This window comes from Caballeronia udeis (genome assembly GCF_044909315.1).
In the GTDB taxonomy this organism is placed as follows: domain Bacteria; phylum Pseudomonadota; class Gammaproteobacteria; order Burkholderiales; family Burkholderiaceae; genus Caballeronia; species Caballeronia udeis_A.
Genome location: NZ_JBIYEB010000002.1, coordinates 280,735 through 294,236, shown reverse-complemented (window position 1 = coordinate 294,236; position 13,502 = coordinate 280,735). Strand labels below are relative to the sequence as shown.

Sequence of the window (13,502 nt, the reverse complement as noted above, 5' to 3'; positions counted from 1 at the left end):
GTGGCGGCACGTCATTTTTTTGTCCAAAGCGACAAAGAAACGAAGCAAAGAAAACGCTTTAACCGCACTACCCTAAGTGTCCACAGCGTGCAGTTTTGATTCATGGGTGCCCCAAAAGCACGGTGCTCGCCAGAGCCACGAATGTTTGAACCCCTCCTTCTCCGAACACGGATACCCACACGCTTCGCCACCAGTGATTGAACCTGCCCAAGGTTCTCCCCGCGCTATCCGCGGACAACCTCCCCGCATGAAGTAAGCCGCTCGAATAGCCATCCCCCCACACACACGCGCGCGCAGCACACATCCCCGCATCTTGTCCATTCCACCTATATACTTTGCACTCCTGAAGTTATAGGAAGGCGAGGCTTGACCTCGTAGAGTTCGTGCGTTCAGAAAAACTAAGATAACCAATGAACCTCTTAGAGGCCAGCGCGCGCAATGCCGCGCGAGTCGGACGTGACTGACCGTTGAGAAATGAAGCAACAAATACGGATGAGGTCGTGCCGATCTGGGGGGCTGGTGCTTGCCCGAGAGCACTGGTGGCGAAGCGTGTTCATGTCAGGATCCGCGAGAAGGAGGGGTTCAAACATCCGTGGCTCTGGCGAGCACCGTGCTTTTGGGGCACCTATGAATAGAAACTGCACGCTGTGGACACTTAGGGTAGAGCGGTTAAAAGCGTTTTCTTTGCTTCGTTTCTTTGTCGCTTTGGACAAAGAAATGACGGGCGGCCACGCACAGTGGCTAATAGTGATAAAGAGAAAATCCGACTCAGGCGGACCACTAACCCCGAAAGCAGCAACCCGGCATTGACTCCGACCGCTAACCCCAGAACCTGGCACCGCGGCATAACCCCGACCACTAACCTAAGCCCGCCAAAAACCCCAAACCCGTCCACCGGCGCGAGCGAAAAACCAATTGAAAACGCCCGCTTGCGCGGGCGTCGAAAACACGGGCAGCCTAACTGGCTATCTCATCTCACAACTTACAACAGCCACCACATCTCCCCCGGAAATCCCTCAATGCTTGACGTCTGCAACCAGCGGATCGCTCGTATATGTGTAGGCGTAAGCATAATCATAAGTGCCCTTACGTCCACCACTCCTGGCCGGCATCGCATTCAACACCCCACCCACAACCCTTGCATGAGCCCGCTTGAGCTTCTTCAGCGAATCAGCAATGTTCTTTTCCGAATGAGCACCCGAACGCATGACCAGCACAGTAGATCCAGCCAAACTGGCAATGACAGCCGCATCCGGCACAGCAAGCAACGGCGGTGTATCAACAATGACCAGGTCAAACTGCTTCTCAAAAGCCTGCAGCAGCGAAGCAAACCGTGCTGACGTCAGAATCTCCGACGGGTTAGGCGGATGAGCACCCGAACCAATGAAGTGCAACCCATGCACGCCCGTCTCACGAGCAGCCATCTCGAAGTCGGTCTGCCCGGTAAGCAGCTCAGTCAGCCCACCATGCGATGACCGCCCCAGATACTGAGCCAGTCGTCCACGACGCAAATCCGCATCAATAAGCAGTACCCGCTTGCCCGACTCAGCCAACAACGCAGCAAGATTAGCAGACAAGAAGCTCTTGCCATCCGACGGCGCCGGACTCGTAATCGCAATCACCCGATTAGGCGCATCAACAAGCGCGAACTGCAACGTCGCCCGAAGCCCGCGAAGCCCTTCAATCGATGTATCAAACGGATGTGTCGTCGAAAGCAAAGGCTGCGTCGCGCTGCGTGAAGCCGGCAAGACAGTCGCATTTTGCATCGCCATTGCCACCTGCTTCTTCGCAGTAAGACCCGAGGTCAAATTCACGCCATCGCCCACCGACTGCGTGCCCAAACGCCTGACGCCATTCGCCGTCCCCTTTGCTGAGGGCAAAGCAACCGGCCGATCAAGCCGCACACGGTCAAGCCGGGCTTGCTCGGCACTGAACGGAATCGCGCCGAAGATCGGCAGGTTGAAGCGGCGTTCAACCATATCCGGATCATCCACACCGGCAAAAAACGCACGTCGCACAAAGGCAAACACAACACCCGCGATCACACCAAGCAAACCACCCGCGGCAATGATCAACGCTGCCTTGGGCTTGACCGGCTGCGAGGGCACAAGCGCCATATCGATGATATGCACATTGCCCACCGTGCCCGCACGGCTGATCGACAATTCCTGCGTCTTGTTCAGCAAGGCAACGTAGATCTCCGAGTTGACCTTCGCCTCTCGTTGCAGCGAAACAGCCTGGCGCTCCGATCCCGGCAACGTCTTGAACTGATTCTCGAAGCGCGACTTCTCTACATTAAGGGCAGCAAGTTGTGCATCGATTGCACGAACTTCGTCGGCGCCATCGGTAAAGCGCTGCAGCAGTTGAACACGCTGCATCCGCAGTGCCGCGATCTGGCGTTCATAGTCAAGTCCACCGGACAAATACGTCTGCGCTTCCTGCGTAGGCTGGAACGAACCGGCAGCGGTCTGGTATTGCGCCAACGCGGTCTCACTGGCACGCAACTCGTCGCGCACTCGCGGCAGTTCATTGTTCAGGAAGGTCAGCATGCGGTTCGCTTCTTCCTGTGCCCGCTCCGTACGTTGCTTCAAATAGGAAGCGGCTACCGCATTTGCCACTTCGGTAATGAAGATCGGCTGCGCGCCGCTATACGAAATCTGCACAATGCCCGTATCCTTGCCTTTCTCACCGACCTGCAGGCCGGTGCCAAAAGCTTGCACGGCCTCGAGCTGCGAGGCCCGCGTGACGTAGAACTCGGTGCCGGGTCGCGCAACCAGCTGGCTCACCATCAGCGTGACACCGTTGCCCGTCGCGAGGGTACCGGCTTGGCCCTGGAGCAGTTCGCGATTCTCCGGATCGAGCAACTCGAAGCGGCCTTCACCCAGCGCACGCAACTTAAGACGCTGATCCTGCAAGATGGTCGGCACGTCCACCGAGTCCACCTTGAACTCTTCTCCACCCCAGGCATACGAATCGAAGCCGAACAGGGCGGGCAGGGGACGGCCCTTGTGCGCGAACAGCGACGTCATCCGGCCAATCACCGGCATGACATTCGAGGACGTGCCGAAGTTCAGCTTGAACTGCTCGACCACCGGGTCGATCACAGCACGGCTCTTGATGATCTCGATCTCGGCGTCCGCATGCAGTGAACCAGCACTCGGCATCAGCGCTGCGGCAAGCGATGCCTGCGCGCTGTTTGGAGCATTGGGACTGGGAGTTTCCACCTGCACCAGCGCGTCTGCCGAATAGACCGGCGTTGACAGCTTCGCATACAGGATGGCAGCCAGCAGGATACTGAGCGAGATGCCCAGCACCCACCAGATCTGGTCGACAATCATCCGCACCAGATCACGCAGGACGAACTCTTCGTCCTTGGCCGGTGTAGGCGAATGCTCCAGCATTTCATAAGTACTCATGTCGCACTCCAGGCGTAACAAGTGACACTCGTGTCAGCGGGTGGTTTGTATGGTGTAGAACAAGGTCTGGATGGTCGGCGAGATCTGCTCGAGCACGCGATTGAAACGAGCGGCGCTGGCAACCTGCACATAGATCACGTCGCGCGGATGCAGGTCGAATTGCGTCATCAGCATCAACGCATCCACTTGCGTCATGTCCAGTTTGTACACGTTCAGATCAAGCGGCCGTGAAGCCGCCGCCATGCTTCCATCGGCCGAGGTAATGGCCGACGTCTTGAGCATGCCGCCCTTCGCGAACTGCTGGTCCGAGCCACGGATCACGTAGATCATGCGCGGATCGGCAGAGTGAGGATCAATGCTGTTCGCATTGGCGAGTGCATCGGCCAGCGTCAGATGGCCACGGTTCATCGGCACGGTCTGCGGTTTGGTCACTTCGCCAAGCACGAACACACGGCTCTTGGTGCGATCCGGGACGTCGATGATGTCGTCGTCCTGCAGCAACACGTTCTGCTGGATGTCGCCGCGATCGAGCAGGGCGGCGACATCGACTGCGTAACGATGACCATCGCGCGTGATGCCGACGTTCTGCAGGTCGGCATCAGCGTTCGCGCCACCCGAGCGGTTGATCGCATCGATGATGGACAACGGCACGTCGGTTATCGCCTGCGACGAAGGCTGCTTCAAGTCACCGGTGACCTGGACCTGCTTGCTGTAGAAACCGGTTATGCGCACGTCGAGCTGCGGATTGCGAATGGTCTTCGAAAGACTTTTGGTCAGGGTTTCCTGCAGTTCCTGTGCGGTCTTGCCAACTGCCTGAACACGGCCTACGCGCGGAAAGAAGATCGTGCCGTCATTGGCTACGCGCACGGTCACACCGCCGGCTTCCGGACCGTTCGCGCCACCCGTGCCGCCTGCTGAGCCGACGGTCCCGCCGCCGCTTGCTGCCGTGCCGCCAGGTGTTGCCGCGGGCAACGGCGGGATACCCGCTGCGCCCGTGCTCGCCGAGATGCCGGAGGAGCTGAATTCAGGGTGGTCCCATACCGTAACGCTGATCTGGTCATTCACACCAATGTGATACGCGTACAGCTTGCGTGTGTCCTTGGTGAGGCAGGTCAGCGGACATACGCTCGCAAGCGTTGCTTCGCTCATGCGCGGATGGGTCTCGAAGTACGAGACGTCGATAGGCTGGACGTGATACTTCACGTTGGCCTGCGCGACGCTTTCCGGTGACGGTGTCTGGTCCAGCCGGTCGGTATCGAGAAACGGTCCGGGTGCAATAGCGCAACCGGTAAGCGATGCTGTGAAGGTCGCGCCAACCAGCAGTGATACGAGTAGTTTGATGTTCATATTAGTGGTCCTCGCGTTACGGATACGCCGAAATTTCCTCAGCGCAAAGTCTCCTGCCCGTCACCGCGCAGTGCGCGTAAAGGGTGCTTCCCGTGCATGACACGAGCGCCTTTGCAGCTCTGCCCCGGTTTCGCTCGCGACTGGGTTTCTTCCCCGGTCCACCCAGCGCGGCAACCACTCGAGACAACAGCTAACGCTCCCCGCCTGACTATCGGGCGGGTGTTCACACAGGAAGAACCCCAGGTTGAAAGGCCCGCGGCAGGAGAACCACGTACCTTCGAAAAAAATCGGTATTGACTATGTTTCTCTACGGCTTGGCTTTATTTCTTCTTGCTGCTTATATCGTCCGGGCTACTCGCACTTGCCTGCCGTGAGGGTCAAGGCGGAGGCGCGCATCTGGCTGTTCGATATGACATCGTGGCGTTTTCGGCAGGGTCGGTAAGTGCGCTTGCGCACGTCCGGGTCTTACTTCACACAAATACTTCTTGCATGAGACCAGGCGCCCGGCTCTTCAATTCAAATGTTCTTCGATTCAAATGCTCTTCAGATAATCGGCAATTCAGCATCCGCGACCCGGAAGAAGAAACAATTAAAACGGTTTCAAGGAATGCGGACGTGCTGCTACAGGTCGATGCAAAGTTGAATGCAACAAGCCGGGTCGTCTTAAGAACGTTATCGGCGCCCGCATCAACATCAGGCGAGCGATCACGATTGCAGGAAGGGGCGGGTATGCATTCGGCCGGAACTGAGGTGAACAGCTGCCGGGGAATCCGTTTCGCGGGCTTCTGCGATACGGGAAATTCCACCCTGCCTGATGTCCATCCAGACACTCCAACCACTCCAAACCACGAGGCCGATTCGCCAATAGCGCCCAAGGGTCGCATCGAGACAAAGCGCCGCACGCTTGAGGCCATGGCCTGGCTCCTTCACTGCACCATGTCCCGCGTTCAGTGAACCGCTTCAGCCTGATGCAGACGCGGTAGCAGCCGGTCGAATTCGCGCTTGACGATGCCGTAGCATTCGCACGCACGCGACTCGAGGCCTTCGCGATCCAGGACCTTGATGCAACCCCGGCTGTGATGGATCAGGCCGGCATCGTGAAGTTTGCCTGCGGCTTCCGTCACACCTTCACGACGCACGCCGAGCATGTCCGCAATCAACTGCTGCGTGACTTGCAACTGGTTCGACGTGGTGCGATCGATTTCGATGAGGAGCCAGCGGCACAGTTGCTTGTTGAGCGAGTGGTGGCGATTGCATGCTGCCGTTTGCGCAACTTGCGTGAGGAGGGCTTGCATGTACAGCAGCATTAGGCGGCGCAGGAAGTCCGAGCGGCCAAACTGTTCACGCAGCGCGGAGGCGCTCATGCGATAAGCGAAGCCCGGGCATTGCACCTGGACACGCGTCGGCATGGTTTCGCCGCCAGTCAGTACCGGCACCCCGGTCATGCCTTCGCGGCCGACTGCTGCGATCTCTACGGAACCGCCGTCTTCCATCGTGTGCAGCAGGGAGATGATGGCGGTGGTGGGGAAATACACGTGATGAATGCGTTGTCCCGAATCACACAGCAACTGGTCGGTGCGAAGTTGAACCAGTTCAAGATGCGGGGTAAGTGCTTGCCATTCGTGCGCAGGAAGCGCACCCAACAGATGATTGCCGTGCAGGTCGGACTGAAGGGTCAGCATGATGTTCTTCTCTCGTAACTTTGCGCATTGCGCCTTACTTGTTATTTACCGGTCAGCGATTCGTTTCGTGGATGCATCTGACGGCATCCATCGAAACGTGTCGCGACCAGCCCCGTAAGCAACCCAGCATCGTCGTTTAGTTGAATTCGTTTTTCGACGGTGCCGGTGCTGCGAGACTCATTTAGCGAGGACCGTGCCAGCAATGCGTTTTCTCAATGCCATCATGGCGTCGTGCTTCAAGCGAGATGCGCGCGAATCAGCAGATGGATATTTTTGTTTCACTCTTGAACATGGCGGTAGTGGACAGGCTCTAATGATGCGATTGATGCAGCGCACGCTTTCGTCTGCGCAATGCCTTGCTGGTGGCCCATGCGAGTTTTTTTCGGCATGTGCAAGGCAGCCCCGCCGACTGATGCATCGAGGGGTTGAATGACCATTCGTCGGTTGTTTTGAAATTGATTCAGAACTGTTCCATCAACTTCGTGTGCTAGCGAACGCAGTTGCTTCGCAGCGCCGCTTGACAAGCTTGTACGGCCTGATGGAACACATGCCGCCTTGCTCAGCATGGCCTCTTAGTTACGCTGGTAATGAATTGAAAACGTTGCGTTGAGTGCACGAACCTCGCCTTTTGGCGGATGAGAAGTGTTGCAGTGGCGAGCAATCAGCGGGATATGGCGCTCACGGTCAGGTGGAAGATGGAACCAGTCGAGCGTTGCGCGATAGTGCGGATCGACGATATGAACCCATCGTGCCAAACGTTTGGCGCTCACTACCAACACCCAGCTCTCGTCGCTGGTCTGCTCCACGCGAACCTCGAGTCCAAGATCGTGGTTCTGCGTGCAGGCACGTTCGGGGAAGTGGAATGCTTCGGACAACACGGCACCGCTAACCTTGTCACGCAAGGTGATCATGGTGGCATCGTGGGCGCGCGGCCCGAATCTGTACGCGTAGGTGAAATCGAAGAACTGGCCGAGCAGCTCTGAAGCCGCGACGCGCGCCGTGCTGCGCGCGGCGAGTGTTACGTCTTTCGATGCGCTGGCCACTTTCGTTGCACCGTCACGAAGGCACGCGAGTTCGAGACGGGCGTCGACAGCCACCGCGGTCTCGTTGATCAAATGCACATCGAGGCCGTCAAGGCCCTCGTCGGTGATGAGCGTTGCTACCGGACGCAAAACCTGCGCGAGGCCGTGCCAGGCGCTTTTGGGCGCTCCCAGGGAGTCTATTACGCCCCAGCCAGCCCCTGGACGCAGGTCCTGTAACTGCCAGACAATTCCTCCGGCGCACGACGAGCCATGACGGCGCCATTCCGAGAAGACTTCGGTCATGACCTCGGCCACGACCGCGCGCGACAAGTCGAGATAACGCTCCGGGTCTTCGTATCGAAGGCGGGCGGGATCGACCTGGTAGAGCGTACGCAGGTAGTACTCGCGCACGTCGTCGAAGTCCCAGCCCGCGCCGGGGTCTCGCGGCACGGCGGCTTTCCAGCGCGGCTCATGCGGCTTCGATGCAAGCGGCACGGCGTTGAGCGCGACATCGTCGGGAACGTTGGCGAACGCCAGGCATTCGCTGGCGAACCGGACATTCGCACGGCGCGCGTCTTCGAGCGGCCTTTGGTAAGCGCCCACGCCGTAGTAATGGGTGACGCCCGCGCGCGTGGCGAATGGCCATGAGGGAGCGCCAGCCTCACTTGCGGGCACGCTCGGCGAGTTCATCACGTAAGGGACATCGGGACGTAACGCGGCCACGATCGACGGCAATTGCTGCGTGAATAACGTTTGCGTGCGCAATTCGGATGGCAGGCCAAGCATGGCCCCTTGCTGGTCGGCTTCACTGCCGCCGCATAGAACGCCAAGGGACGCGAAGCGCCGCGTGCGCAACAGGAATTGTTCGGCTTCGCGCTGGACACTGGCCGTGAAGGCCGCATCCGTCGGATAGTCGAAATTCGCAAATGCAAAATCTTGCCAGATCAAAAGCCCGTATTCATCCGCCAATCCATAGAACGCATCGGACTCGTAGAGCATCGTGCCGCCCACTCGCAAGAGGTTCATGCCGGCATCGCGAGCGAGTCGGAAAAACGTTTGCGCCTGTTCACGCGACCCGCTGAGCGACACGAGATCCGCCTGCGTCCAGCACGCGCCGCGCGCAAATATCGGCACGCCGTTTACCACTAACTGGAAGCCGTCGCCCTCCGGTCCACGGTCTACGCGCAGTTCCCTGAAGCCGATGCGCCCAAGCTCGATCATTTCATGGCCGGCAAATTCGAGCGCGACGCGATGCAACGCCGGTTCACCATGCGTATGCGGCCACCAGCGCGGCACATCCGGAACGCGCAACGTGCCCGCAAGCGTTTGCGCATCGCGCCATTGCAGCGTTATCGTCGCATTGTTGCAAACAAGCCGCCCGGTCTGTTCTTGTTGCGGATGGACAAACCGGAGCGTCAGGTGAATCAGGCCGTCGTTTCCATCGAGGCTCGAATGCAGCTCCACGCGATCAATCGAAGTGGCCGATTCCCCGAGCAATTCGACCGGCCGCCATGGGCCTGCCGCCTGGATCGGCGGGCACCAGCCGGGCATGTGGCCAAGCAGGGTTGTGCGTACGTTGCGCAGCGTGGCCGGCTGCGCAAGCCTCGGCCGCCAGCGCGCGCGGGTACGTTTGGCGCCAAGCGCGGCGCTCAGCGAACGGAAGCAGAGATAGAGCGTGGCGTTGCCATCGAGATGCAGGTCGAGATCGTGCGCGACGAACATCGAATCGGAATCGAGCAGTTTTGTATCGTTGAGCCAGACTTCCGAAAGTGTTGCAAGTCCGTGCAAGCGTAGCCGGCGCAGCCCTTTTTCCGATAGGACCAGTCGATACCAGTGGTCATCAAAAGCGAATGCCGGCGGCGTGTCCGGATCGAGCTTGCCGGCCTCTCGCCACGCCGATGCAACGGTGCCGGGAACGGGTGCGGCAAGCCATCCTTCGGCACTCAGCGCCGCGGGCGTGGCATAGGCGCCGGCATGCGTGGTGACGCACTCCCAGCCCTCGGACAACAGGCGCGGCAAGTAAGCGGATGGCGAAACACCGGGCGCGGGCGACGGGACGCTCATGGCGGTTTCCTCGAATGGCGTTGTAACGTGGCGTCGAGGCGACCCACTCTTATAGTGTGTAGCCGGCGCGCGGCCCTGACCGCGTCGCTGCTACCTTGTTTTCGGCCAGCCGGGCCAAAACTTTAAGTCCGGCCGGACGGGACGGGGCCAGTGACTGGCGACCGTTCCGACCATTCCCTAGCGGATCAGTGCGGCAAGCGGCTCTACGATTTTGTCGTAGGACTCTTCCAGCACATCGAAGCACTCATGACACGGATCGCGCCGTCCACGTGCAATTGCCCGCACCAGCCGGAACTGCATCACCATCGACTCGGTCGCGATGCGTTGCGCGGCGGTCGGCATCTCGTCGGGGATGGCGAATCCACGCTCGCGCATCCAGACGAGGTATCTCGAGAGGAACTCGAAGTTCGAGCCGAGTTGCCGCATGAGGTTGAAGGTGTACAGGTGGAAATGGTCCGGACCGCGCTCGAACAGCATTTCCAGGTGTTCGGGGAAAGCCGCCCGCCATTGCGAGATCGGATTGCGCGCCGGACGCCGCTGCAAATGCGCAACGAGCAGATCCGCCGATGCTTCCGCCAGTGCTGTGCCGCTCAGCGGCGGCCGTGCGCGCTTGCAGAACTCCACGTACGGAAACAGGAGCTCGGGGCGGCCATCAAGCTCCGGCAGCCGGCGAAACACGCCTTCATAGTCCTCGCCGTCCAGCACGAAGTAACCCGTGTTGTGGAAATAACCCAGCCTGCGCGAACGCGGATCGATGTAATCCACGCCTATGGTCGTCTTCGTGTGGTCGCGCCGGTACGACGTGGCGCGCGTATCGGGCAGGTAGAACGCATCGACTTCAGCGAGCACCGTATGGCCGCGCTGGGTCTGGGTACGCACACGGTCTTCCAGTGAATCGTAGATGGCCAGTTCCTGGACCTGCAGACCGTAGAGCTTGTCGAGGTCTTCCAGCGGAAACTTGAAGAACGTGAACTGGTCGCCCTCGAAGTCCTGCGTGACCGTAAACGCAAGCGCTGCGCGCGGATCGAGTCCGTAGCCGTGCAGCAACTCGATCCACAGATCCACGTAGCAATTGGTTTCCGCCCAGACCCGTTCGCCCTGATGCAGCGAGTGCGACTGGTGCTTGCGCACGCGCATGTGGGACGGGTGCAGTTGCACGACTCGGGCGCGCTCGCGGCTGGAATCCGTTGCGCCGCTGCTATGGACGGCAGTCATGAGAGTGCCTCGAGCCCGGCGCTGATACGCGACTGCGTATCGCCCCAGAGGAACTCGCGCACCTCGGCCGGCCACGCTTTGACATCGAGGCCATGATGGCGGAAGAGAGCAAGCGTCGTGCGTTCCATGCCGAAACCGACGCACGCGGTATGCGCCAGTTCACCGTTCGCCTGGGCGATCTTCCAGATTTCGCCGAAGTGTTCCATGTGATAGTTGAACGACAGGCAGGCGGTCGGCCGGTCAGGCGTTGCAACCGGAATCAGCAGTTCGAATTTCAGTTGCTGGGCGCGCTGGCTGTCGGCCACGATCTTGCCGCCACGGCCAAAGAACGGATCGTTCGCGAGATCGATCTCGAACGGCAGGCCAAGCATTTTCACGAGCAGCGAACCCCGCTCGATCCACTTCTGACGGAACTCCATCACTTGCTGCGGGCTGCCGAGGCGCACGTATTCCCGCATCCGGAACATCTGCATGCGGCCCGGATCAATGGACGGTTCATGGCGGAAGCAATACGCAAACACGTCGACAGTCGCGCCGTCCTCGGCCAATGCGCCGCGCTTGGCGATGGTCGGGTAGATGGGGTAGCAGGCAGCCGGTGTCAGGACCAGGCGGGTCGGTTTCTGCTGGTCCATCCATTCGTCGGTGCGTTCTTCCTCGCCTACGGACACGGTCTTTTCGAGCGCTTCCAGCAACCGGTGGTGACCCCGGTCATTGCCCTGGAACGAGTGGATCGTGCCGGCGAGATCAGGAAAGCTCTTCAGGTATTCGCTGTCCTCGAAGTCGTGGCGGCGCATGGCGGGCGGAAAGCGCAGCACTTCGGCTTCCTGGTCGGCGCCCAGCAAGGTGATCGCGTTGTTGAGGCGGTCGATGATGTCCTCGAATACCTGGCTGCGGCCATACAAGCCGTCTTCGCCCGTGTCGATCAGGATCCCTGCTTCAATCAAACGATCCCGCAACGTGATGTCCGAAGCGTTGTAGGCGGATGCTTGTTGGGCATCGGCGGCTGCGATGGCCGCGTGGTCCGTTAACGTGTTCATGTCCTAGATTCTCCCCGTAGCCGGCGTGCGCTGCGCAAGCAGCAGGTTCGCCGTGTTTAATTGGATGCGGTCGTTGCTGATCATCAGCGGCGCTGAGAAAAGATCGCGCAGATGACGCCCGACGCTGTAATCGGTGTTGTTCTTGTAGCCCGCCATGCCGCAGATCATCAGCGTCTCCTGCACAACCTGCAGCGCAGTCGACGAGATGCTGAGCTTGAGCGTGTTCATGTCCGAAGCAAGGCTCAGGGACGCGCCCAGGGGCGTATCGAAATCGCAAGCCTCCTGGGCATCGCGCGCAATGCGCTCTGACGAGGCTTCGGTTGCGGCATCGAGTGCAACCTTCAGGCGTGCCTGCATCATGCGCAACTGCGCGACCGCGTCCGCGAGCCGTCCCGCCGAAGGAGGCAAGGCACCGGGCTTGCCGCGCGCCTGCGCACGGAAGAACTGGTGCGCGCGGTTCACGGCGTCGGCGGTAATGCCGATCCATACCGACGCCCACAACGTGTGCGAGACCGGCAGCATGGACTGGTCGGCGATCTGAGCGAACGGCACGGGCAGGATCTGCTCGGCGTGGCCCACGGCGACGAGCCGGAAGCTTTCGCTGCAGGTGCCGCGCATGCCGAGCGAGTCCCAGCCGCCACGCTTTTCCAGCACGAGCGAGTCGCGCGGGGCAACGATCAGGACCTGGTCCGAGGCGCTGGCCTCCGGGCTGCGGCGCGCGGTGACCAGGATGCAGTCAGCGTGCTCGCCATACGAGATGGTCGGTGCGAGCTTCTCGATCCTGAACGCGCCATCGACCAGTTCGACCGCACACGCGCTGGTGCGCATGTTGCCGCCAATGGTCTCTTCGGACGTTGCAGAGGCGAGCAGCCATTGCTCGTCCACCAGGCGCGCGATCATCTCGCGTTGCCACGGGACCGCGTTGCCCTGGTCGACAATGCAGGCCACCTGGCTTTGATGCATCGCATACACCATTGCGGTCGATGAACACGCACGGCCCAGCGTTTCACAAATGCGCGCGACTTCGGCAAGCGTCAGGCCGGCGCCGCCGAGTGAAGCGGGGATCATGGCGGACAACAGGCGCTCGCGGCGCAAGGCCTCGAAGGCTTCGACCGGGAAACGCGCGTCGCGATCGACCGCGGCGGCATGGAGTGCAGCGACCTGGGCCACGCGGCGGGTGGCGGCGAGCCATACGGGCTCAGCCGACGCTTGCCGGACGTCTTCCACGATCTGTGCTGCCACGACCGCGGCTTCTTCGGCCTTCACTGCTGCAAGGACGGCGACATCCGTGGAGGCGTTCATGCTGCGGCCTGCGCCTGTTGCAATTCGGTCACTGCGGCGGCGAGCGAGTCGATCGACGAAAACAGGCGGCGCGTGAGCATGCGGTCGGGGATCTCGATACCGAACTCGTCTTCAACGGCGAGCATCAGATGAACGGTGGCAAGCGACGACAGGCCGGCGGCGTAGAGGTCGGCGTCGTCGGCGAGCGAGTCGGCGGGAACGTCGAGCCGGGCAGATTCGGTAAGGATGCGGCGCAGTGCGGATTTCATGTAATAGCCCCCCAAAGAAGCGTCACTAAAGGTGTTTCACCTAGGACCGGCCGCAGCCGCTTGATATCGGCTTGGTCGCGTGACCGGAACCGAACTGGTCATGCAATCGGCGAGCTGGCGCACGTTTGTTTTGAAGCCTGGAGTCTTGTCCCGCGTGGGCGGGTTTCTG

At 60.4% G+C, this 13,502-nt stretch carries 9 protein-coding genes; all 9 read right to left on the bottom strand.

The annotated features are described in order from the left end of the window. Positions 1–1,016 precede the first annotated feature (1,016 nt). The 9 genes from ABH944_RS04040 to ABH944_RS04000 all read right to left on the bottom strand — a co-directional run bounded on the left by ABH944_RS04040 (position 1,017) and on the right by ABH944_RS04000 (position 13,333). On the bottom strand, positions 1,017–3,416 hold the full coding sequence (locus ABH944_RS04040; RefSeq protein WP_404604478.1) for a polysaccharide biosynthesis tyrosine autokinase: 2,400 nt from the start codon (positions 3,414–3,416) through the stop codon (positions 1,017–1,019). Between the two features lie 33 nt (positions 3,417–3,449). Beyond that, positions 3,450–4,763: a polysaccharide biosynthesis/export family protein gene (locus ABH944_RS04035; protein ID WP_404604479.1), complete on the bottom strand. Its 1,314-nt coding sequence runs from the start codon at positions 4,761–4,763 to the stop codon at positions 3,450–3,452. A gap of 470 nt (positions 4,764–5,233) precedes the next feature. Continuing rightward, the gene (locus ABH944_RS04030) at positions 5,234–5,677 is read right to left on the bottom strand and encodes a hypothetical protein (protein WP_404604480.1); all 444 of its coding nucleotides are present in this window, start codon (positions 5,675–5,677) and stop codon (positions 5,234–5,236) included. Between the two features lie 33 nt (positions 5,678–5,710). After that, the gene (locus ABH944_RS04025; RefSeq protein ID WP_062084044.1) at positions 5,711–6,445 is read right to left on the bottom strand and encodes a Crp/Fnr family transcriptional regulator; all 735 of its coding nucleotides are present in this window, start codon (positions 6,443–6,445) and stop codon (positions 5,711–5,713) included. Positions 6,446–7,017: 572 nt separating this feature from the next. Beyond that, complete coding sequence (locus tag ABH944_RS04020; protein ID WP_404604481.1) at positions 7,018–9,531, bottom strand: glycosyl hydrolase 2 galactose-binding domain-containing protein; 2,514 nt, start codon at positions 9,529–9,531, stop codon at positions 7,018–7,020. Positions 9,532–9,708: 177 nt separating this feature from the next. Continuing rightward, positions 9,709–10,668, bottom strand: coding sequence for a DUF1839 family protein (locus tag ABH944_RS04015; protein WP_404604711.1), 960 nt, complete (start codon positions 10,666–10,668; stop codon positions 9,709–9,711). A gap of 74 nt (positions 10,669–10,742) precedes the next feature. Continuing rightward, entirely contained in the window at positions 10,743–11,783 is a 1,041-nt protein-coding gene (locus ABH944_RS04010) for an amino acid--[acyl-carrier-protein] ligase (protein WP_404604482.1), read from the bottom strand. A gap of 3 nt (positions 11,784–11,786) precedes the next feature. Next, positions 11,787–13,085 (bottom strand): acyl-CoA dehydrogenase family protein, encoded by a 1,299-nt coding sequence (locus ABH944_RS04005; protein WP_404604483.1) that lies wholly within the window; start codon positions 13,083–13,085, stop codon positions 11,787–11,789. After that, positions 13,082–13,333 (bottom strand): acyl carrier protein, encoded by a 252-nt coding sequence (locus tag ABH944_RS04000; protein WP_062084037.1) that lies wholly within the window; start codon positions 13,331–13,333, stop codon positions 13,082–13,084. Before ABH944_RS04000 ends, ABH944_RS04005 begins: the two co-directional genes overlap by 4 nt. Between the last annotated feature and the right edge of the window lie 169 nt (positions 13,334–13,502).

Coding starts and splice junctions, on each gene's coding strand:
- ABH944_RS04025 (WP_062084044.1), bottom strand. CDS start 6,445: ATGCTGACCCTTCAGTCCGACCTGCACGGCAATCATCTGTTGGGTGCG.
- ABH944_RS04035 (WP_404604479.1), bottom strand. CDS start 4,763: ATGAACATCAAACTACTCGTATCACTGCTGGTTGGCGCGACCTTCACA.
- ABH944_RS04010 (WP_404604482.1), bottom strand. CDS start 11,783: ATGAACACGTTAACGGACCACGCGGCCATCGCAGCCGCCGATGCCCAA.
- ABH944_RS04015 (WP_404604711.1), bottom strand. CDS start 10,668: ATGCGCGTGCGCAAGCACCAGTCGCACTCGCTGCATCAGGGCGAACGG.
- ABH944_RS04040 (WP_404604478.1), bottom strand. CDS start 3,416: ATGAGTACTTATGAAATGCTGGAGCATTCGCCTACACCGGCCAAGGAC.
- ABH944_RS04030 (WP_404604480.1), bottom strand. CDS start 5,677: ATGGCCTCAAGCGTGCGGCGCTTTGTCTCGATGCGACCCTTGGGCGCT.
- ABH944_RS04005 (WP_404604483.1), bottom strand. CDS start 13,085: ATGAACGCCTCCACGGATGTCGCCGTCCTTGCAGCAGTGAAGGCCGAA.
- ABH944_RS04020 (WP_404604481.1), bottom strand. CDS start 9,531: ATGAGCGTCCCGTCGCCCGCGCCCGGTGTTTCGCCATCCGCTTACTTG.
- ABH944_RS04000 (WP_062084037.1), bottom strand. CDS start 13,333: ATGAAATCCGCACTGCGCCGCATCCTTACCGAATCTGCCCGGCTCGAC.